Annotated in this window: 14 protein-coding genes, 1 rRNA gene and 2 pseudogenes; 9 read left to right on the top strand and 8 right to left on the bottom strand. The window is 43.7% G+C overall.

Annotation, left to right across the window (positions count from 1 at the left end; translation table 11 throughout):
• Positions 1 to 13: 13 nt before the first annotated feature.
• The 6 genes from K8B83_RS03260 to argC form a co-directional block, all read right to left on the bottom strand.
• A complete protein-coding gene (locus K8B83_RS03260; protein WP_188740387.1) occupies positions 14 to 649 on the bottom strand; it encodes a chromophore lyase CpcT/CpeT in 636 nt (211 codons plus the stop codon).
• 503 nt (positions 650 to 1,152) lie between these two features.
• Positions 1,153 to 2,517, bottom strand: coding sequence for an argininosuccinate lyase (gene argH / locus K8B83_RS03255; protein WP_188740386.1), 1,365 nt, complete (start codon positions 2,515 to 2,517; stop codon positions 1,153 to 1,155).
• Positions 2,518 to 2,695: 178 nt separating this feature from the next.
• Positions 2,696 to 3,919 (bottom strand): argininosuccinate synthase, encoded by a 1,224-nt coding sequence (locus tag K8B83_RS03250; protein ID WP_188740385.1) that lies wholly within the window; start codon positions 3,917 to 3,919, stop codon positions 2,696 to 2,698.
• Between the two features lie 76 nt (positions 3,920 to 3,995).
• Positions 3,996 to 4,901, bottom strand: a complete 906-nt coding sequence (locus K8B83_RS03245; RefSeq protein WP_188740384.1) for an ornithine carbamoyltransferase — start codon at positions 4,899 to 4,901, stop codon at positions 3,996 to 3,998.
• Positions 4,902 to 4,915: 14 nt separating this feature from the next.
• Entirely contained in the window at positions 4,916 to 5,695 is a 780-nt protein-coding gene (argB, locus tag K8B83_RS03240) for an acetylglutamate kinase (protein WP_188740383.1), read from the bottom strand.
• 30 nt (positions 5,696 to 5,725) lie between these two features.
• Positions 5,726 to 6,706: an N-acetyl-gamma-glutamyl-phosphate reductase gene (gene argC / locus K8B83_RS03235; RefSeq protein ID WP_188740382.1), complete on the bottom strand. Its 981-nt coding sequence runs from the start codon at positions 6,704 to 6,706 to the stop codon at positions 5,726 to 5,728.
• A 263-nt stretch (positions 6,707 to 6,969) separates the two neighbouring features.
• On the opposite strand from argC, the gene argE reads away from it, so the two are divergent.
• The 4 genes from argE (at position 6,970) to K8B83_RS03215 (ending at position 14,692) form a co-directional block, all read left to right on the top strand.
• Positions 6,970 to 8,121, top strand: coding sequence for an acetylornithine deacetylase (gene argE, locus K8B83_RS03230; RefSeq protein WP_188740381.1), 1,152 nt, complete (start codon positions 6,970 to 6,972; stop codon positions 8,119 to 8,121).
• 153 nt (positions 8,122 to 8,274) lie between these two features.
• The gene (gene ppc / locus K8B83_RS03225) at positions 8,275 to 10,923 is read left to right on the top strand and encodes a phosphoenolpyruvate carboxylase (RefSeq protein ID WP_188740380.1); all 2,649 of its coding nucleotides are present in this window, start codon (positions 8,275 to 8,277) and stop codon (positions 10,921 to 10,923) included.
• Positions 10,920 to 11,459 carry a DUF1439 domain-containing protein gene (locus tag K8B83_RS03220; RefSeq protein ID WP_188740379.1) on the top strand — a complete coding sequence of 180 codons (540 nt, stop codon included), beginning with the start codon at positions 10,920 to 10,922 and terminating at the stop codon, positions 11,457 to 11,459. The genes ppc and K8B83_RS03220 overlap by 4 nt, the downstream gene beginning before the upstream one ends.
• Positions 11,460 to 11,635: 176 nt before the next feature.
• Positions 11,636 to 14,692 (top strand): DUF2339 domain-containing protein, encoded by a 3,057-nt coding sequence (locus K8B83_RS03215; RefSeq protein ID WP_188740378.1) that lies wholly within the window; start codon positions 11,636 to 11,638, stop codon positions 14,690 to 14,692.
• Between the two features lie 36 nt (positions 14,693 to 14,728).
• Here the strand turns inward: K8B83_RS03215 and K8B83_RS03210 are convergent, their stop codons facing one another.
• Positions 14,729 to 16,003, bottom strand: a complete 1,275-nt coding sequence (locus K8B83_RS03210; RefSeq protein WP_188740377.1) for a CinA family nicotinamide mononucleotide deamidase-related protein — start codon at positions 16,001 to 16,003, stop codon at positions 14,729 to 14,731.
• A 600-nt stretch (positions 16,004 to 16,603) separates the two neighbouring features.
• Here K8B83_RS03210 and K8B83_RS03205 point away from each other — a divergent pair.
• The 5 genes and pseudogenes from K8B83_RS03205 to K8B83_RS03185 all read left to right on the top strand — a co-directional run.
• Positions 16,604 to 16,939 (top strand): IS66 family insertion sequence element accessory protein TnpB, encoded by a 336-nt coding sequence (locus K8B83_RS03205; protein WP_188740376.1) that lies wholly within the window; start codon positions 16,604 to 16,606, stop codon positions 16,937 to 16,939.
• On the top strand, positions 16,936 to 17,286 hold the full coding sequence (gene tnpB / locus K8B83_RS03200) for an IS66 family insertion sequence element accessory protein TnpB (protein WP_188740375.1): 351 nt from the start codon (positions 16,936 to 16,938) through the stop codon (positions 17,284 to 17,286). The genes K8B83_RS03205 and tnpB overlap by 4 nt, the downstream gene beginning before the upstream one ends.
• An 80-nt stretch (positions 17,287 to 17,366) precedes the next feature.
• A pseudogene (tnpC, locus tag K8B83_RS03195) lies at positions 17,367 to 18,245 on the top strand (IS66 family transposase); the annotation flags it as partial.
• 58 nt (positions 18,246 to 18,303) lie between these two features.
• Positions 18,304 to 19,339 (top strand): IS630 family transposase gene (locus K8B83_RS03190; RefSeq protein ID WP_398409186.1). Its coding sequence is split into 2 segments (ribosomal slippage): positions 18,304 to 18,768 and positions 18,770 to 19,339, totalling 1,035 coding nucleotides; the frame shifts between segments, so codons are not numbered across the junction.
• 16 nt (positions 19,340 to 19,355) lie between these two features.
• Positions 19,356 to 19,673 (top strand): annotated as a pseudogene (locus tag K8B83_RS03185) (IS66 family transposase); the annotation flags it as partial.
• A gap of 112 nt (positions 19,674 to 19,785) precedes the next feature.
• Here the strand turns inward: K8B83_RS03185 and rrf are convergent.
• Positions 19,786 to 19,901: ribosomal RNA gene (gene rrf, locus K8B83_RS03180) — 5S ribosomal RNA — on the bottom strand.
• Positions 19,902 to 20,076: the final 175 nt, after the last annotated feature.

Below are 20,076 nucleotides of genomic sequence, written 5' to 3'. Positions count from 1 at the left end.
TTTGTAGTATGTCTTACTGGGCTTTTATAAATTCATAGCCGCCTTTTACGGCGCCCCAAACTTGCTGGTCGTTACTGTCAAAACCGCGATCCCAACTCACAATCTTATCTTTAGTCACCACCACTTCTGAGGTGGCATAACTGGCGCCACGTAATTGGCTTAAGCATTGTTTGTCTTTGGTTGAGCCTGCAAAATGTTGCTGCTGTGCAGACCAAGTTAAAAACACAGTACATCCTTGCCTTTCGATTAAATCCTTAGGGGTTAACTCACCGAGTGGGTTGGTAGATTTGTATGCTCCGGCATAGTGTTTGTCATTGCTAAAACCATAAACTTTACTGGCGAACTCAGTGTCTGACACTTGCGTTACCTGATATACCCGCTGACGATAAGGCTCGTCTAAATGGGTTGCAGCAGCTTGCTCGACATACAGCCAATTGCCAGGATCATTCGGCCACATTGCCGCCATATTAAGGTGAATATTATAAAACTCTTTGTCGGCTATTGATTGTTGTTCGCTGTCGAAGTGACCTTGCATCCATGTAAGCAGTAATTCTTTTTTATCGAGATGTTCAGTGTTATCAGCGAATACCGGAATTGAAGATACCGACGCGAGTAAGGTGATGAGAGCTATATGTGTGGCGGTTTTCATTGGAGGGTCCTTTCCTATTTTTTATCATGTTACTCAGCAATTTAACAAACAAGTTAATCGATAACAAAGCGTTTATTAATGGTGCTTAATACCAATTCCACTAATTATCTGGTCATTCAGTGGGAGTTCTGTACTTTCTAGGCAAGTAATAGGATTGTAGGCAAAATTACTCTCGGCAACTGCTCCTGCGTTGCTCTATCTCCTGCGTCCATGCAGTCGTCGGCAACTGCTCCTGCGTTGCTCTATTTCCTACGTCCATGCAGTCGTCGGCAACTGCTCCTGCATTGCTCTATCTCCTACGTCCATGCAGTCGTCGGCAACTGATCCTGCGTTGCTCTATCTCCTGCGTCCATGCAGTCGTCGGCAACTGCTATTATTCACCGCCCGCAGGAGACGCTCAAAGAGCACATCAGCTGTGGCAAATCGAGTAAGCATGGCACAAATAACAAAAGCCCTGTTGCTGAATACTACAGGGCTTCTTTAAAGACTGACTTGCGGTAAAATTACGCTTTTTTAGCCGCTATAGCCGCTTTTACCTGGTTAACTGCCGTACCACCTAATACATCACGTTTTTCTAAACACGCCTCGATGGTAAGGTTTGGATACACATCATCGCTAATTACTTTGGCAAATTTTTGCAACTCTGCCACGGTTAGCTCTTCAATTGGCTTTTGCTGGCTAATAGCAAATACTACTACTTCACCCACGACATGGTGCGCTTCGCGGAACGGCATGCCTTTAGCGACTAGGTAATCTGCAAGTTCGGTTGCGTTTGCATAGCCTTGTTGCGCGGCAACTAATGCTTGTGGGCGATTCACTTTAAGGCCCGACAATACTAAGGCGGCCATGTCTAAACAAATGGCCCAACTATCGACCACATCAAACAAGCCTTCTTTGTCTTCTTGCATGTCTTTGTTGTACGCCAATGGCAAGGCTTTCATGGTGGTTAAAATACCCATTAAGCTGCCATAAACACGGCCGGTTTTACCACGAATAAGCTCTAATGCATCTGGGTTTTTCTTTTGCGGCATTAACGATGAGCCTGAAGTGACTTCGTCTGCGAGCGAGATAAAGTTAGCTTCACCAGAGTTAAAGAAGATTAGGTCTTCTGCCATACGGCTTAAGTGCATCATGCTAATTGATGCGGCGCTGCATAACTCAACCACGTGGTCACGGTCTGACACGCTGTCTAGGCTGTTTAACGTTGGGCGGGCAAAATTTAATGCCGCCGCTAATGCGTGGCGATCAATGGGGTAAGCTGTACCGGCTAATGCGCCAGAACCTAGCGGACATGAGTCGGCACGATTAAGTGCATCTTGTAGGCGGCTAATGTCGCGCTCGTACATTTCAACATAAGCTAATGCCCAGTGGCCAAATGTCACGGGTTGTGCACGTTGTAAGTGAGTGTAACCCGGCATAACGGCGTCAACTTCGCGCTCTGCTAAATCAATTAACTCTGCGTGCAAGGTACCTAAACGAGCCAGTAATGCCGCACCTTCTTTTTTGCACCACAGTTTTAAGTCGGTGGCGACCTGATCGTTACGTGAACGGCCAGTGTGGAGTTTTTTACCTAAATCGCCCACTTTGGCAATCAGCTTTTGTTCAACAAAGCTGTGAATGTCTTCGGCGCCTGTGCTGATTATGGCTTGCGGGTCATTACCTACCTCCACCAGCAATTCGTTTAAGGCGGCTTTCAAATCGGTACATTCTTTTGCGGTAATAATGCCTACGCTGGCAATGGCGTCTGCCCATGCGATTGAGCCGACAACGTCTTGTTCAAATAAGCGATAATCCACTGGCAGTGAGTCATTAAATAACTTGAAAAGTGCACTGGTTTCGCCCTGAAATCTTCCGCCCCATAACGCCATGTCGGTATCCTCTGTGTTGAAAACTGTTTAAGAACTGGGTGTTCAATAATGTAGGTGTTAAGTCACCTGATTAGCGTTCAGGTTAACTATTTTCTTTCTTATAATGACTCTTTTAGATCACTCAAAAGTCATTATAAGAAAGGCGCTTTGCAGCGCCTTAGTCGTATTGGCGTAAACCTTATTTGGTGTTTAACGCACGAATACGGCTTGCTAAAGAGTACAAACGGATAAAGCCTTCAGCATGTTTTTGGTCATACACGTCATCTTCACCAAAGGTAGCGAAAGATTCTGAGTATAAGCTGTTTGGTGAACGCTTTTTCACTGCTGTAGCCTGGCCTTTGTATAGCTTAATCACCACATCACCGTTAACAGATTCTGCTAATGATTCTGACGCGGCGATAAGTGATTTACATAAAGGCGTAAACCAACGACCGTCGTATACTAGATGCGACATTTGGCCAGCAATTTGCTCGCGCCATGTACGGCTGGTTTTGTCTAATACCAATTCTTCAATGGCACGTAAGCCTGCAAACATGACGGTGCCACCTGGTGTTTCATAACAACCACGAGACTTCATGCCCACTAAACGGTTTTCAGTAATGTCGATACGACCTACACCGTGCTTACCAGCGATGTCGTTTAGCTTCATCAATGCAGCGTAAGGTGACAATGCTTCGTCATTAACATGAGTAACACGGCCGTTTTTAATGGCTAGTGACACATATTCTGGCTCGTTTGGCGCGTCTTCTGGGGCAACGGTTAATGTCCACACGCCTTTTGATGGCTCGTTCCATGGATCTTCTAACTCGCCACCTTCGTGCGAAATGTGCCATGCGTTAGCATCACGGCTGTAAATTTTAGTCGCTGATGCGCTGGTTTTAATATTACGCTCAGCAAGGTATGCAAGTAAGTCTTCACGGCTACGCATTTCCCATTCACGCCAAGGTGCAATCACTTTTAAATCTGGCGCAAGGGCAGCAAAACAACCTTCAAAACGTACTTGGTCGTTACCTTTACCGGTACAACCATGACATACCGCGTCTGCACCCACTTTACGGGCTACTTCAACTTGCGCTTTAGCAATAATTGGACGCGCCATTGAAGTACCTAGTAGGTAAGTACCTTCATAAATTGCGCCTGTAGCGATAGTTGGGTAGATGTAATCGGCAACAAATTCTTCTTTAAGGTCAACGATATGACACTCGCTAGCACCTGAAGCGATGGCTTTTTCATGTAAGCCTACGAGTTCTTCTTCGCCCTGGCCTACGTCGGCACAGAATGCGACAATTTCACAATTATCGTAGGTTTCTTTTAACCATGGGATAATGGCCGAAGTATCTAAACCACCTGAGTACGCGAGTACGACTTTTTTAACGCCGGTTTTTTTCACTGCATTAGACATGTTCAATTCCTACAATCAATCATTTATGTTTTTGTAAACGACATAACGCCATTGGCATTATCAATCAATTTTGTGACTAACTTAATAAGGTAACCAACACTGCATTTTGCGCATGCATGCGGTTTTCTGCTTGGTGTAAAATCAATGAACCTTCGCCGTCCATCACCTCATCGGTTACTTCTACACCGCGGTGTGCTGGTAAACAATGCATAAAGTATTTTGCACCGGCTTTTGCCATTAACTCACTGTTAACCTGGTAAGGCGCAAAACGTGCTTTAATGTCAGCAAGCGACGTATCATCACCCATAGAAATCCAAGTGTCTGTATAAATAGCATCATGGCCTTCAATAGCATTAATGTCAGCACTTAGGGTTAGCTTGCCGCCATTTTTGTGTGCCAACGCTTGCGCTTCGGTCACGATTAGCGCGTCGGGAAACGCGCCTTCTGGGCAAATCACTGTCATGGTTAAGCCTAAAATGGCTGCCCCATAGATTAATGAGTGTGTCACATTATTGCCATCACCAACATAGGCAAGTTTTGCCTGGCTTACATCATCAAACTGCTCTGATAGCGTTAAAAAGTCTGCAAGCGCCTGGCATGGGTGATACAGATCAGACAAGGCATTGATTACCGGTACACTGCCATGCTCTGCAAGTTGTTCAATGGTAGTGTGCGAGTATGTTCTTGCCACTATTGCATCGGCCCAACATGAAAGGTTAGTGGCAAAGTCGGCAACGGTTTCACGTTGGCCTAATGCACCATTTTGTTGATCTAGGTATAAGCAGTGACCACCTAATTTATTAATGCCAATGTCAAAGCTGACTCGAGTGCGAAGTGATGGCTTTTCAAATAACATCACAACGCTTTTACCATCTAAGGCGCGACGGTACTCAGCAGGGTTGCGCTTAATTTTTTTAGCCAGTTCGATAATAGCTAAAAGCTGAGATTGAGTTAACTCTTTGATCGACAATAGGTGCTGCATATACTACTACTCCATTAAGGTTGTATTTGAGTCCCGACGGACCCACCTTTTACTAAGGTTTTTAACTGTTCGGCGTCACGCCATGAAGCAACTTGCACAGGCTTGCCCATCCATTGAGCAACTTCTAGTGCGGCTTCTACTTTGACTTTCATGCCTTTTTCAATCACCCCTTGGGCAACTAAATATTCAATTTCGCTTTTGTTTAAGCTGTTAATTAGCTGGCCTTTGCCATCTAACACGCCAGAAACGTCAGACAATAAAACCAGGGTGCCGTTAACTAACTTAGCCAGTGCTGTAGCGGCTTGGTCTGCATTAACGTTTAGCATTTCACCTTGGCCAGAAATCGCAATCGAGCTGCAAATCGGCATCCAACCCTGGTTTAAAATAAAGTTTAAGTAGGTTGCATCTTTTGGCTCAACTTCACCGACTAAGCCTAAACGTTCATCTTTTATTTTGGCGGTTACCACATTGCCATCGCCTAGGCTCATGCCTACGCTAACAATGCCTGCTTTTGCCGCGGCCGCTTGTAAAATTTTGTTTGAAGTACCGGCAAGTGCTCCAACTACAATAGGGATTTGATCTTCTGGCGTGACGCGTAAACCGTCTAACTTAATGGTTTCTTTGCCGTTAGCAGTTAATTGCTCATCAACTAAACAACCACCACCATGAACTAGCAGCACTTGCTGACCCGCTGCGATCATTTCTGCAGCTGCTGTCATTAAACGTGCCATTCCCATTTCACATTGCAGTAATGCACCACCGACTTTAAGTACTAACACTGGTTTTGTAGCCATTATTGTTGTTCCTTTACTTATGTGACCTAATTACACACCAAAATGGATCTTGATGCATTGCAGCCCTTGGCTTGCAGCGCCTTTCATTAAATTATCAATTGCACTGGCAACGACTAAATAGCCGCTGTTGGCATCATACTTCCACCCCAGGTGACAATTAGGTGTATTAACCACATCATCCACTTTAGGAAATTGATTGTGTTTTACCGTTACGATGGGGGCGTTGTCGTACACGCTATACGCTTTGGCAACATCGGCCTCAGTTGTACCCGGTTTTAACTGCAGTGTAATCGTGGCCAAGATCCCACGCTTAAAATTACCTAAATGAGGTGTAAAAATAACTTCTTGACCTAAATGGGTGGCAATTTCGGGTTGATGTCTGTGACCTAATACACCGTATGGCGTTAAGCTCACTTCACAAAAACTGGTATGCAGCTGTGCTTTACGGCCTGCGCCTGTAACACCACTGACAGCGTTGATCACAGGATACATGTCAGTTAAGAAGGGCTTTAGGGGTTTTAGGGCGGTTAACGACGCCGTTGGGTAGCAGCCTGGCACAGCGATCATTCTGGTATTTTTAACTTGCTCAGCATTCCATTCAGCTAACCCATACACAGCTTGGGCTAACACATCTGGGTGAGTGTGTTCAAAGCCGTACCATTTAGGGTATTGCGCAACGTCTGCAAAGCGGTATGCACCACTGAGGTCAAATACGGCTAAGCCTTTTTTGTAAAACCAGGCCGCTAACTCCAAGCTAACTGAATGTTCAGTCGCAAGTACCACACCATCGGCCTGGTCTACGATTTGTTGTTTTGCTTCATCTGTTAGTGGAGAAAGCGTATAAGCCATATGACTGTATGCAGGGTACAAGTCGGCTAATTTACGCCCTTTGTCTAAACTGTTTTCCGACACATATAGACCTTGAACCGTTAAGTTACTGTCGGCATTAATCAACGAAGTAATTTGTGCGCCTGTGTAACCACTAGCGCCAATAATTGCGATGCTTTTCATAAGTTTTGTTTCTTTTGAGTAGTTAAAGACAAGAGTCAGCATAGCCCATTTAGACAAGGGACGTCTAATTTGGTGCTATCGTCGCAGGAAGTTCACGTTGATAATTGATATAGTGGTTTTAACTGTCAAAAAGCAGATATTTATTTTCATGTGCAGCGTTCAATTATTGGTGTCGGTTAATGCTGTTTGCTAGACTAACACACATTATTAATTATGCAATATATGTGAATAAGTATTTTACATGTAATTTTCTAGGATGGTCTATGAGTACATTACCTGATCTTAAAAGTTGTTTTACGCAGCTGATTGCAGCGCCATCGATTAGCGCACTCGAAGTTGAAAACGATATGAGTAACCATGCAGTTATCAACTTGTTGCAAAATTGGTTTAGCGAGCTGGGTTTTGAGTGTGAAACCCCAACAGTTGAAGATTCACGCAATAAACAAAATTTAATCGCGCGTATTGGCCAGGGCAGCGGCGGGCTATTGCTGGCTGGCCATACAGATACCGTACCGTTTGACGAGGGTCGCTGGAGCCAAAGCCCGTTTGAGATGATTGAAAAAGACAATCGTTGGTATGGTTTAGGCACCTGCGACATGAAAGGTTTTTTTGCGTTAGTGCTTGAAGCGTTAAAAGACATGCCACTGGATCAATTTAAACGTCCACTCACTATTTTTGCTAGCGCCGATGAAGAAACCACCATGAGTGGCGCTAAAGCGTTTGCCGAATCAAAAGTGGTTGCGCCTGATTACGCAGTTATTGGTGAACCCACCAGCTTAAAACCTGTCTATATGCATAAAGGCCATTTAGCTCAAGGGATCCGCGTTATTGGTCGCAGTGGTCACTCGTCAGATCCTGCTCGTGGATTAAATGCCATTGAAGTGATGCATAAAGTGATTAGCCAACTGATGAAGCTTAAACAGCATTTAAGTGAAAACTATCGCGAAGATGCCTTTACTGTGCCTTACCCAACCATGAACTTTGGCCATATACACGGCGGTGATGCGGCTAACCGTATTTGTGGATGCTGCGATTTACACTTAGATATTCGTCCATTACCGGGTATGGAGTTAGCAGAACTCGAATTAATGGTATTGAACTACTTAGCTGACATCAGCAAAGAGTATCCTGGCAGTATTAGCGTCAGCACCCTATACCCTGGTGCCGAGTCTTTTGCAGGAAAAGCAGATAACCCATGGACCAAACTGGTTGCTGAATTATCGGGTAATGAAGCAGAGGTTGTTAACTACTCGACAGAAGCCCCTTACATTAACAAGCTTGGCTGCCAAACCCTGGTACTTGGCCCAGGAAGCATTAATCAAGCCCACCAGCCAGATGAGTTTATTGGCCTAGAATACTTAACACCAACGGTAGAATTGATTAAAAAAATGATTTACCACGCGTGCATCAAATAGCTGTTAGTTTGGAGTTAACAATGTACGAGAAATGTAATATTTTTACGAAATAAAATTACAAAACACCCTACCAGTGTATTGACCAAATTAGATACGCTGGGTATTGTGATGTAAGAGATATTGGCAAGATCGTTCTTTTTTTCGGGAGTAAGTATGGCAGAGCAAACGGCAGATATGTATGCGTCACTTCGATCAAATGTGGGGCATTTAGGCCAGATATTAGGCGAGACAATGCAAAACCATTTAGGTGATGCATTTTTAGAAAAAGTAGAACAAATTCGAATTTTAGCGAAAAAATCTCGCCAAGGTGACGAAGCGTCTCGCGAGCAAATGTTGGCGTTATTAACTGCTTTACCAGACGAAGAACTGGTACCTTTTGCAAAAGCATTTAACCAATTTTTAAACCTAGCCAATATCGCCGAACAGTTTCACACCATCAGTCGCAACTGCGACGAATTGGTATGCGTACCTGACCCTGTAGAGCAACTACTTGGGCGTATGCTTGATACTGACTTAGATAAAAAAGACGTAATTGCATGCCTAAAAAACCTAGACATTGATTTGGTGCTAACGGCTCATCCAACTGAAATATCGCGCCGAACGTTAATTCAAAAATATGCCGCTGTAGTTGATTGTTTAACCGAGCAAGAAAACAGCCAACTAACAGATCGTGAACGCAGCCAAAGTACACTCCGTTTACGTCAACTTATTGCACAAATTTGGCACACTAACGAAATTCGCAATGAGCGCCCAACGCCAGTAGATGAAGCCCGCTGGGGTTTAAGCACCATCGAAGCCTCTTTATGGCAAGCCATCCCTGACTTTTTACGCCAACTTAACGATCAAGTTGAGCAAAAAACCGGTCAACAGCTACCCATTGATGTATCTCCTGTGCGCTTTTCAAGCTGGATGGGGGGCGACCGCGACGGTAACCCTTTCGTAACGTCTACAGTAACGCAAGAAGTGCTCGACCGAAATCGCCATGCCGCTGCAAGACTTTACTTAAAAGACATTGTCGCTTTACTTGGCGAACTGTCTATGGAACAAGCAAACGAAGAGTTATTGGCATTCACCGATAACAGTAAAGAACCGTATCGCGATGTATTGCGCAAGTTACGTTGTCAATTACGTAACACCATTGACTACCTTAATGCGCGCCTAGAAGGCAAACATCCTGACACGGATACCAACGAATTAATTTGGCATAAGTCTGATTTACAGCAACCGCTTGAGCTACTTTATAAAAGCTTATCCGACTGCGGTATGAAGCTAATTGCTAACGGTTTATTGTTAGATATTTTACGCCGTTTGGCCTGTTTTGGTATTCACATGCTGCGCCTTGATATTCGTCAAGATGCAACACGCCATAGCGACGTCATTGCTGAATTAACACGCTACCTCGGGATGGGAGATTACAATCACTGGGATGAAAACGAAAAACAAGCGTTTTTATTACGCGAGTTAACCAGCAAGCGTCCATTAATCCCGACCAATTGGAAGCCTACTGACGACGTTGCTGAAGTGGTGAGAACCTGCAACCTGGTCGCGAAGCAACCCGCTAACGCACTTGGCTCATACGTTATTTCGATGGCAAGTAAGCCTTCTGACGTGCTCACTGTGCTGCTGCTGCTCAAAGAAGCTGGCTGCACAAACCCTATGCGTGTCGTGCCATTATTCGAAACCCTTGCCGATCTCGAGGGCGCAGCAGCCTGTATGACAGCGCTACTGAACATTGATTGGTATCGTGGTTACACCAAAGGCATGCAAGAGGTGATGATTGGCTACTCTGACTCAGCTAAAGACGCTGGTGTTATGGCAGCGGCTTGGGCGCAATATCGTGCTCAAGAGCAATTGGTGGCTGTATGTAAAAAGGCCGACGTTAAACTGATGTTATTCCATGGCCGTGGTGGTTCTATTGGCCGTGGCGGCGGACCTGCTCATAAGGCCATTTTATCGCAACCACCGGGGTCAGTTGATGGCCGCATTCGTGTTACAGAACAAGGCGAGATGATCCGCTTTAAGTTTGGCTTGCCAAAATTAGCCGTACAAAGCTTAGCGCTGTATACATCAGCAGTAATGGAGGCCACATTATTACCTCCTCCTGAGCCTAAAAAAGCCTGGCGCGAATGTATGCAACGTATTGCTGAAGAATCAGTTCAACATTACCGTGGCATTGTGCGCGAAGAGCCTGATTTTGTGCCTTATTTCCGCGCGGCGACCCCAGAGGTTGAGCTAGGCAAGCTGCCATTAGGTAGTCGCCCTGCCAAGCGTAAAGTTGATGGTGGCATTGAAAGTTTGCGTGCTATTCCATGGATTTTTGCCTGGTCGCAAAACCGCTTAATGTTGCCAGCCTGGTTAGGTGCTGGTGAAGCATTACAAGATGCGGCAGAACGCGGCGAGCTTGAACTACTTCGTGAAATGGAAGACCAATGGCCATTCTTCGAAACCCGTATTTCAATGCTAGAAATGGTTTACACCAAAGCAGAGCCTAATCTCGCTAAATACTATGAGTCATGCTTAGTAAAACCAGAGTTGCATCATTTGGGTGAAAAGCTGCGTCAACGCCTCCAATTGGGTATTGATGCTGTATTATCGCTCACTCAAGCAACCGAGTTAATGTCGCACACCCCATGGAACCGCGAATCTGTTAAACTGCGCAACCCTTACATAGACCCATTAAACTTTTTACAAACCGAGCTATTAGCCCGTACGCGTAAAGAAGTGGAACCGTCTGCATCTGTTCAGCTAGCGCTTATGCTGACCATTGCCGGCGTTGCAGCAGGAATGAGAAACACTGGATGATAACCTTGGTTAAAAGCCTCGGACTTGGATTATTGTTGTTACTGACTGGCTGTGCCAGTCAGTACAGTATTACCGAGTCTGAAATCGAGCAATACCTTAACAACGACATGCATTTTGAAGTAAAGCAGGGGAACAAGTTAATTGGTGTGTCACTTAAGCTAAATGACATGCAAGTGGTACTTGGTGCAAAACCAAATACCATGGCGGTGACAGCCGCTACCATGATAACCGTTAACAACCCACTGATGCCGATCCATGCTAAGTTGAAAACCACGTTTGAGGCGGTACCTTGGTACGACAGCGAAACTAAAAGCATTTATCTGCGCCAGCTAGACTTAGTCAAAATTGAGTCAGAGCCGGTCGATATTGAACGCTATATTAGTCAGGCAACACCGCAATTAATGGGGTTTTTACGTAATTACCTTGAAACCCAGCCGGTGTACACCTTAGACACTCGCGACAGTAATCAAGCATTAATGGCCAAGATGACTAAAGAGATTGCGGTTCAGCAAGGTAAATTAGTGGTTAAGTTTTAACGCTTTAATTTTTTAGTTTTAATAAAGCACCTTTCGAGGTGCTTTTTATTGCGCAGAATCTTTTGAAATCTTTCATATTTATTCCAACTATCAAAAACTGAACATTTCCTAATCAATTAGAACCACGTACAATCATTTGGCAATATTGGAACTGCTCAATAATCATGGGATAAATAATGCCGTTAATGGATGACGTCACTAAGTTAAAAGCTCAGCTGGCTGAGTTAATCTCGCAGCAAGATCAGCAGCAAGCTGATGTCATGCAGCAGCTTGCTAAATTCAGCCAGCAACTTGATGCTTTAACCCAGCAAGTACAAGCGCAAACTAGCAATGAACAACCAAGTAACTTAGCCAATAATTTACTCAATCCAGTGCATGAAAGCTCTCCAATCGATTTAGCCAGCAGTATTGTTGCCGATAAACCTCAATATTCGACTTCTGCCTGGGAACGACAAACTGCCAACGTCAATGACTCAGTATCAACAGCATCCATAACAACACCCCAATCCATACAACCGATTAATTCACCGGCAAGACAAAGCGCACTCAGCGCAATGATTTCACAATTAGCCAACGCTATTGGTGAATTTAGCGCATCTGCACTTGCACCTCTTTCTGGGTTAACCGATCAAGCAAAGCAATTCTATCAACACTACCAAGCAAAAGGCTTAGGCCCTGTATTTTTGATGACCGTAGCAGGGATCATCACTCTTACCCTAGGCTTTGGCTACTTATTACAATTTTCAATTAACAATTGGTTGTCAGAATTAGCTAAAGCCTTATTTGGGCTTGGTGTAGCTAACAGTATTATTGCTGGCGGTATTTTTATTCGACATAAACGCGCTGGAATGGAAGATTTTGGTTCAGGGCTAGTGGGTCTTGGGCTTATTCTTAACTACTTGTGTTTGTATTTCCTCGGGCCTTATTTCAACCTTATTCCTGACACTGCTTGCTTTGGCTTATTACTGCTTAATACCTTACTCGGTTATGGTTTGTCATTTAAACTCGACACCAAAGTGGTTGCAATTATCGCCTTATTAGGCGGATCGTTGGCGCCATTAATGTTGCTCGATGGCGGGCAAGCTCCATTACTCTATTTACCTTACTTATTACTTATTGGCATTTGCTCTATGGTACAAAGCCATAAGTTAGCCTGGCCAATTTTAGTTGAAGTGACCGCTCTACTGCATATTGCCTGTATCCAAGTGCTTAGTGTGTTTATTCTATTACCATTTGATTCAATTGACTGGCAAATAGCCCTGACATTAGTCGCGATTAACGGGTTATTTTATCTCTACAGTATTGCCAGCTTATTATTTGTCATTAAGTCGTCACTGACACCACGTTTACTCGCGGTGCCTGTCGCACTCATGATATTTATCCTTTACACACTGACAGAGTGGAGCCGTTTTGCGGGTGAGTTATTTGCGGTAAATGCGCTTTTATGTACGTTATTGTATTGGGCCTTAAAACGCGACAAAGACATCAGCGCTCTAGCACTTGCTTTTGCAGGTAGCTTTGCCGGCTTTGCTGCACTCTTTTTACTCAGTGCTGAACTGATGGGACTCGTGCTGTTGTTAGAGGGATTATTGTTACTGTGGATAGGCTGCAAACACCGATTTAGTCCAATTAGAGCTGAAGCTTATGTGCTGTTAGTGTTAGGTATTATCAGCAGCTTTATTAATCTGCTCGATGTACTAACACAATCACATTACCCACAGCAAAGTATATTAAGTTATCAGGCATTACTAAGCCTATCGATGTTACTCACTTGCGCACTGACGTTTATGGCTCAAAAGCTTATTAGTCAGTATCAAATTGATTTAATGAAGTTTGATCGCCTAGCTGTTCACTTTATTCGCGAGCTGCTTGGTGTGCTTTACTCAGTAACTATCTTAGTTATTTGTTATTTTGTCTCTGATGAGTATTGGTTAAACACCCTACCCTTGATTAGCCTATTACTGATTTACATGAGCGCTAAACACACGCTACGCTTTAGCGAAGTATTAGCTTGGTTAGTGCAAATTCCTCTACTAGGATTAGTGATTGTAGGGATGGTAGATGCCAATAGCTTGAGTTTTACAGACCAAGCGATGAACGCTAAATTAGCTCGTATTGAGCTATTTATTGGACTGTTACTCGCTTATTATTGGTACAAAAAATATTATGTTAATGCCAAATTAATCCGCTTTGCATATTATGCTCAATTGCTTTGTTATTTGGCGTTACCATTACTGTTATTACCTAAAATCATGCGGAGTTATCCTGACTATATAGCTATTGCATTATGGTGTAGCAGCCTAGTAAGCCTAGGATTAGCTTACTTTGTTAATCACAAGAGTCTTCGCTATGAAACGCAAATACTGACTGTGTTAGCAATCATGATTACTACGGCAATGTGTTTAGCAGAACTATGGCAAGGATTTATCGCATTAGTTCTTGGTTTGTTATTTATTGGGTTTATAAGCTGGCGCTATGTTCAGTTATCAAAAAAGTGGCAACTAGCTACTTCGCTACAATGGCATATTGCGCCATATTATATGGCCCTGGTCATCGCAGTATTAAGCCAAACCCTCACTAGTCTAGTTTATCCCTCGTGGGCTATCACTGCGTTAGTCTTATGTGGATATTTCAGTGTGATTAGCGAACGAGATACACGTATCGGGCAGCATTTTAAACAAGCATTAGCACCAGGTTACAGCCTTGCGTATGCGGCTATTTACGCCTGTAGCATCTTACCCATTTTTTTTCACACAGAAACCCAGTTAGCTTTTAACCTCAATAACATGCTCATTAATGTAGCCGAATTGGGAGTATTAGCACTACTCGCAAGATACTTACTCAAACCTAGATTGGGCATTAGGGTGCACAGTAAAATTATCTCTCGTGTATATCTAACGTGGGCATGGCATGCGTTATTAGTCACCAGCTATGTGCTTTGGAGTTACCAATTCAACAAAAGTATTGCAGCACCGATGAGCGCAGTTTTATTAGTCGTGCACGCCAGTGTCGTCATGTTTATCAGCTTACGACCTCATCAAGCAAGCCTGATTAGATTAGCAACCTTGTTGTTTGCTTTTGCATGTATCAAAGTCATTTTTGTTGATATGGCATCTTTTGAACTAATACAAAAAATAGTTGCGTTTATGTTAATCGGGGTAATTTTACTGACTGTGGCTTACTTTTATCAAAAAGCAAAAAATAGGCAGTTAACTGATAGCGTTACGATATAGCTTGCCTACTTTAAGAGTAAGCAAGCTAAATGAAACTTATTTGGCAAATCGTGGAATTGATGGGTAATCGACAATAACGGCTTCTTCTAGTAATGCACGACGAAGCATATCGTAAGCTATTGCTGTGCTCATACTTCTAACTAGTTGGCGTGAGCGTTTGGGTAGTTTCACCATCTGGCTATACACGCCATGTTTAGTCGCTAATGCAATTGCAACCGTTCCGACCGGTTTATCATCAGTACCACCATCAGGGCCAGCAATACCACTAGTCGCTAATGCAAAATCACTGTCTAAAATGCCTCGAATACCTTGCGCCATCGCTTCAACAGTAGGGATCGACACTGCACCATGATCATCTAAAATCTGTGGATTAACGCCAAGCACTTTCACTTTAGACTCATTACTGTAGGTCACTAAACCATGATGCAAATATGATGAGCTTCCTGCAAAATCAATCAGTTGACTGGTGATCATGCCACCAGTACAAGATTCAGCCACACTAAGGCTGAAACCAGACTGATATAATCTATGGTGTATTTCGGCAGCCAGTGTTGGGCGATTCTCGGCTACAACAGCCGTACCCAGAACGCCTTTAACCTGTCGAGTAACATCCTGAAGTTGACGTATCGCTTTATCACCACGGGCAAAAATCTTAATCTCTATATGTGGCATTGAAGACCGATAGCCCAACTCAATCCCTTCGGGTAACGTTATATCAGACAAGGTATCTGCTAGAGATGACTCTCCATGACCTATTGTGAGCAGTTTTTCTAAAGCTGACTTTTGTTGAACACCAAATTCTTCACTAATAAAAGGGATAAATTGCTCCCTAATCATCTGTTTTAATTCAAAAGGTACACCAGGTGTGAAAAACAGCCACGCATTATTGAGCTTTACTCTAAAACCGCAGGCTGTACCAACAGGATTATCGACCATCACAGCAGATGCTGGTAACCATGCTTGTTTTAAATTACTTTTAGCCATCACACGGTTATTGCGCGCAAACCAATCTTCTAAATGTTCACGCCATTGAGTATTTTCAACAAGCTCTTCACCTTTCGCTTTTGCCATTGCTAATGCAGACATATCATCACTGGTTGGCCCCAAACCACCATTAACAATAATCACATCAGCATGCTTACTGCGCTCTTTAAATACAGCGATAAGATCATCAAGGCGGTCACCAACCGTTACTCTATGCTGCATCTCTATACCCAACTCCATTAAGGTATTAGCAACCCAGGCAGCATTGGTATCAACTATCTGGCCAGAAAGCACTTCTTCGCCTGTGCAAATCATTTCTAACTTCATTGTCATTCCTTATCCCAATCAATTGGCACTTAAGTTAGGGGAGCGATATAAGAATGGCAAGAAAATAGATCGATTTGGATTAAAATAACGCTTAGCTAAATGAATGGATTACAACTATCCAACATAAATTGGCCATCTCATCAATATTTGTAAAAACGCACATTGAACTTATTAATGACTTTTAAATTTCAGATACAAACAACCTTCTTTTAAATGAAGATGTATTTGGCAGAGCTAATGCTAATAGCTGCAAGAGTGAACCAGCGCCTCACCAGCGTGACAGGCCGGTATCTCTAATATAAAGCCTTAACCAACTGAACTACCGCTTTATCTTTAGTCTTTTCGCCCGTGTTAAATACGAAAAAGGCCTTTGCATTGCTGCAAAGGCCTTTATCTTAAGCTGGCGGAGCGGACGTTGCTTGCAATAAGAGTGAACCCGCGACCCCCGGCGTGACAGGCCGCTATCTCTATTAAAAAGCCTTAACCAACAGAACTACCGCTCTATCTTTAGTCTTTTCGTAACCGTCTAGCAAACCACACCTCGCATCATTAATCTGCCTATTTGAAAATACCTGCTCAATGATAAATTTGGAGCAGGTGATGAAAACATACAGAACAGCGGCACAGTGGCTAGGGTTACTTCAGCAGCGTAGCAATTTCAAAGGCACTAATGTTGAATTCTGCCAACATCATAATGTCTCGATTACCACTTATTATAAACAACGTGCTTTACAGGCTGAGAACCAGCAAAAAATAACCTTACCAAAGCGCGCTACATCATCACGCTTTATTCAACTAAAACAAACCACCACTGACGTCTGCGAGTACACTCATCAAAATGCACTGCAGTATGATACCCGCACAGGCCAGCTCATGCTTCCTGCCAATTTAGCAACGACCGATATCGTTACCATTATTAAAGGGCTAATGGCATGAAGATGTTTGTTGATGTGCCCACCGTTTATTTATGTGCCGATGTGGTCGATTTTCGTAAATCGATTAATGGATTAGCCGCCTTAGTGGAAGCAGAGCTTGAACTCCCAGTGCTCAGTGGTGCGCTATTTGTCTTTTGTAATAAAGGCCGTGACAAACTCAAATTGCTTTATTGGGATAATACCGGCTTTGCCCTGTGGTATAAGCGATTAGACAAGCATAAGTTCAAATGGCCCAAACTCATGTCACCCACCATGACATTAACCGAGCAACAATTACACTGGTTATTAGGGGGGTATGATGTCATTGGCCACAGTAAAATTGATATAGCAGGTAAGCAATTACTTTAATATTTGCGATCGATTGATGATCATCAAAGGATGTTCATTTAGCACTGGAAACCCGCTGGTTACGCCTTAAAATAGGCGTCATGAAAAATGTACTCGCCCTTCAACAGCGCATTGCTGAACTGGAAAAACTGCTCGAAAATGAGCGGCAATTATCTTTACAAAAAGATGCGCAAATCGCTGCGCTAGAAGAACGCTGGCGTCTGGCCCAACAAAAACAATTTGGCAAAAGTGCTGAAGGCTTTGTAGGGCAAGGCGAGTTATTCAATGAAGTGGAAGAGATTATTGAGGCCGTTGAGGCTGAGCAACAATCCATTAGCTATACCCGCAAAAAACCGGTGCGTAAGCCACTGCCAAAAGACTTACCCCGTGAGCAAGTTATCCACGAAATTGAAGATAAAACCTGTGATTGTTGTGGCGGTGAGCTACATAAAATGGGTGAAGATAAGTCAGAAAAGCTTGAGTTTATTCCAGCGCAAATAAAAGTCATTGAGCACATTCGGCCTAAATACGCGTGCCGTCACTGTGATAAATCCTCGACGAATACGCCGATAAAGCAAGCCTCAATGCCTGCAATGCCTATCAACAAAGGCATTGCAACGAGCAGTTTGCTCAGTCAGCTTATCACCAGTAAATACCAATACGGGTTACCGCTTTATCGCCAGGAAGCGATGTTCAAGCAATACGGTATTGAGCTCAGTCGCCAGACCATGAGCAGCTGGTTAGACAAATCCGCCACACTGTTTGCACCACTGGTGGAACGGCTTAAAGCCGAGCTGTTAACGCAGCCCACGTTGTTTGCCGATGAAACGCCATTAAAGGTGGTGAAATCCGATAAGGTGAACAGCTACATGTGGGTGTATTGCTCAGGTCGAGATTCACCTGAGCCAAACCATCCTACCCCCAATATCGTGCTTTACGATTTTCACAATAGTCGGGCGGCCGCCTGCGTGGTCAATTATACCATTCCGCGAAAAAATGTGATCTAATTGCTATATCCGTTACTCACCTTTTTTAGCAATGAAACAACACACCAGTTTCGAATTAATCAGGCTATCCAAGCAAACAGCAGATGCCCGAATGCGTTTGCGATTATTGGCCGTAGCACACTTTCTTGAGGGAGCGAATAGAACTCAAGTCGCTGCTATGACCAAGGTCAGTCGTCGGATTGTGAATCAATGGATCAGCAATTATTTAAGCCAAGGTCTAAGTGGTATTGAGAGTAAAAAGTCTTCAGGCAGACCACCGCGATTAACAGACGAGCAAGCCAAACAGTTAACCCTGATGTTGACAGAGGCTGCCAAATCAGAGGTCGGTGGTAGACTCACTGGTCAAGATATACGACGCTATATATTGAGCGAGTTTGGTATTTCGTTTCACCTCAATCACGTCTATAAAATACTTTATAAACTCGGATTTAGCTGGCTTTCTAGCCGTTCTAAACATCCGAAACAAGATGTTGAAGTCATGGAGGCTTTTAAAAAACTTCCCCTTGTCAACGATCGTTGACATCCCTGTTTTTGTGTCGCCGGCTGATGTAGATATCTGGTTTCAAGATGAGGCGCGTATTGGTCAGCAAAATACCACCACCAAACTTTGGGCTGAAAAAGGTACCCGTCCGCTCGCAGTGAGGCAACAGCAATTCGAGTATGTCCATCTTTTTGGTGCGGTTTGTCCGAGAAACGGAGCAACTGAGGCCTTCATTTCACCTTACATCAATAAAGAGGTAATGCGACAACACTTGGGACAAATTTCCTTGGCGACATCAAGCGGGCGCTATGCTGTCGTGATTATGGATGGCGCGAGTTGGCATGCTAATGATATTGCAGATGATTTTGAGAATCTATCTATCGTAAAGCTACCGCCTTATTCTCCGGAATTAAACCCAATTGAGCAAGTGTGGAGTTGGTTGAGGCAGCATAAGTTAGCTAATCGTTGCTTTGAAGGTTACGAGTCAATAGTTGATGCCTGTAGTGAAGCGTGGAATGCATTCATTGAAGATAAAGAGCGTGTGAAAAAAATGTGCCATCGACAATGGGCAACAATGATCACTTAGTTATGCGGAATGGTATAATACCAAACTGATAGAGGCGGCTAATTACCTGGCTAATCAATGGCACAAACTTATTCGTTATGTTGATGATGGCAGATTGAGTATTGATAATAATCGTGCAGAGCGAGCAGTAAAACCGTTTGTGATTGGCCGAAAAAATTGGTTATTTAGTCAGACAGCTAATGGGGCTCATGCCAGTGCCACGCTTTACAGCATTGTGGAAACCGCAAAGGTTAATGGCTTAGTGCCATTTGATTACATCATGGCTTGTCTTAATGAACTGTGCCAACCAGCACCGGATATAGACAGCCTGTTACCCTGGAATTTTAAAAGGTAGGTGTAGTTGCCCAGACGCTTACAACCACACTGTTATCATGCCCATTCAACGCACAAACCTTAGACGTAAAAAAGCCCGTTGTGTTAGCAACGGGCTTTCGTACTTATTAGGCGTCTGGAAATGACCTACTCTCACATGGGGAGACCCCACACTACCATCGGCGATACTGTGTTTCACTTCTGAGTTCGGAATGGGATCAGGTGGGACCACAGCTCTATGGTTTCCAGACAAAAAATTGTATGGAACAAATTTTTAACGCACTTTAGTGCGGCCCGTTAGGGTCAAATACATGGATGTATTTGATAAAATGTCCCTATTTAACACTCAGTTGAGCATTAAATAATAATTCGAAAAGCTGATTGCTTGAGTATTCTCACACCATTTAAGTGCTTCATTCTAATAC

It is taken from the genome of Shewanella inventionis (assembly GCF_019931735.1).
Classification (GTDB): Bacteria; Pseudomonadota; Gammaproteobacteria; order Enterobacterales; family Shewanellaceae; genus Shewanella; species Shewanella inventionis.
This window is presented reverse-complemented; position numbering and strand designations above follow the sequence as displayed.

Bases quoted from the DNA above. Each gene is read 5' to 3' on its own strand.
- K8B83_RS03260 (WP_188740387.1), bottom strand. From the start codon at position 649: ATGAAAACCGCCACACATATAGCTCTCATCACCTTACTCGCGTCGGTA.
- argH (WP_188740386.1), bottom strand. From the start codon at position 2,517: ATGGCGTTATGGGGCGGAAGATTTCAGGGCGAAACCAGTGCACTTTTC.
- K8B83_RS03250 (WP_188740385.1), bottom strand. From the start codon at position 3,919: ATGTCTAATGCAGTGAAAAAAACCGGCGTTAAAAAAGTCGTACTCGCG.
- K8B83_RS03245 (WP_188740384.1), bottom strand. From the start codon at position 4,901: ATGCAGCACCTATTGTCGATCAAAGAGTTAACTCAATCTCAGCTTTTA.
- argB (WP_188740383.1), bottom strand. From the start codon at position 5,695: ATGGCTACAAAACCAGTGTTAGTACTTAAAGTCGGTGGTGCATTACTG.
- argC (WP_188740382.1), bottom strand. From the start codon at position 6,706: ATGAAAAGCATCGCAATTATTGGCGCTAGTGGTTACACAGGCGCACAA.
- argE (WP_188740381.1), top strand. From the start codon at position 6,970: ATGAGTACATTACCTGATCTTAAAAGTTGTTTTACGCAGCTGATTGCA.
- ppc (WP_188740380.1), top strand. From the start codon at position 8,275: ATGGCAGAGCAAACGGCAGATATGTATGCGTCACTTCGATCAAATGTG.
- K8B83_RS03220 (WP_188740379.1), top strand. From the start codon at position 10,920: ATGATAACCTTGGTTAAAAGCCTCGGACTTGGATTATTGTTGTTACTG.
- K8B83_RS03215 (WP_188740378.1), top strand. From the start codon at position 11,636: ATGCCGTTAATGGATGACGTCACTAAGTTAAAAGCTCAGCTGGCTGAG.
- K8B83_RS03210 (WP_188740377.1), bottom strand. From the start codon at position 16,003: ATGAAGTTAGAAATGATTTGCACAGGCGAAGAAGTGCTTTCTGGCCAG.
- K8B83_RS03205 (WP_188740376.1), top strand. From the start codon at position 16,604: ATGAAAACATACAGAACAGCGGCACAGTGGCTAGGGTTACTTCAGCAG.
- tnpB (WP_188740375.1), top strand. From the start codon at position 16,936: ATGAAGATGTTTGTTGATGTGCCCACCGTTTATTTATGTGCCGATGTG.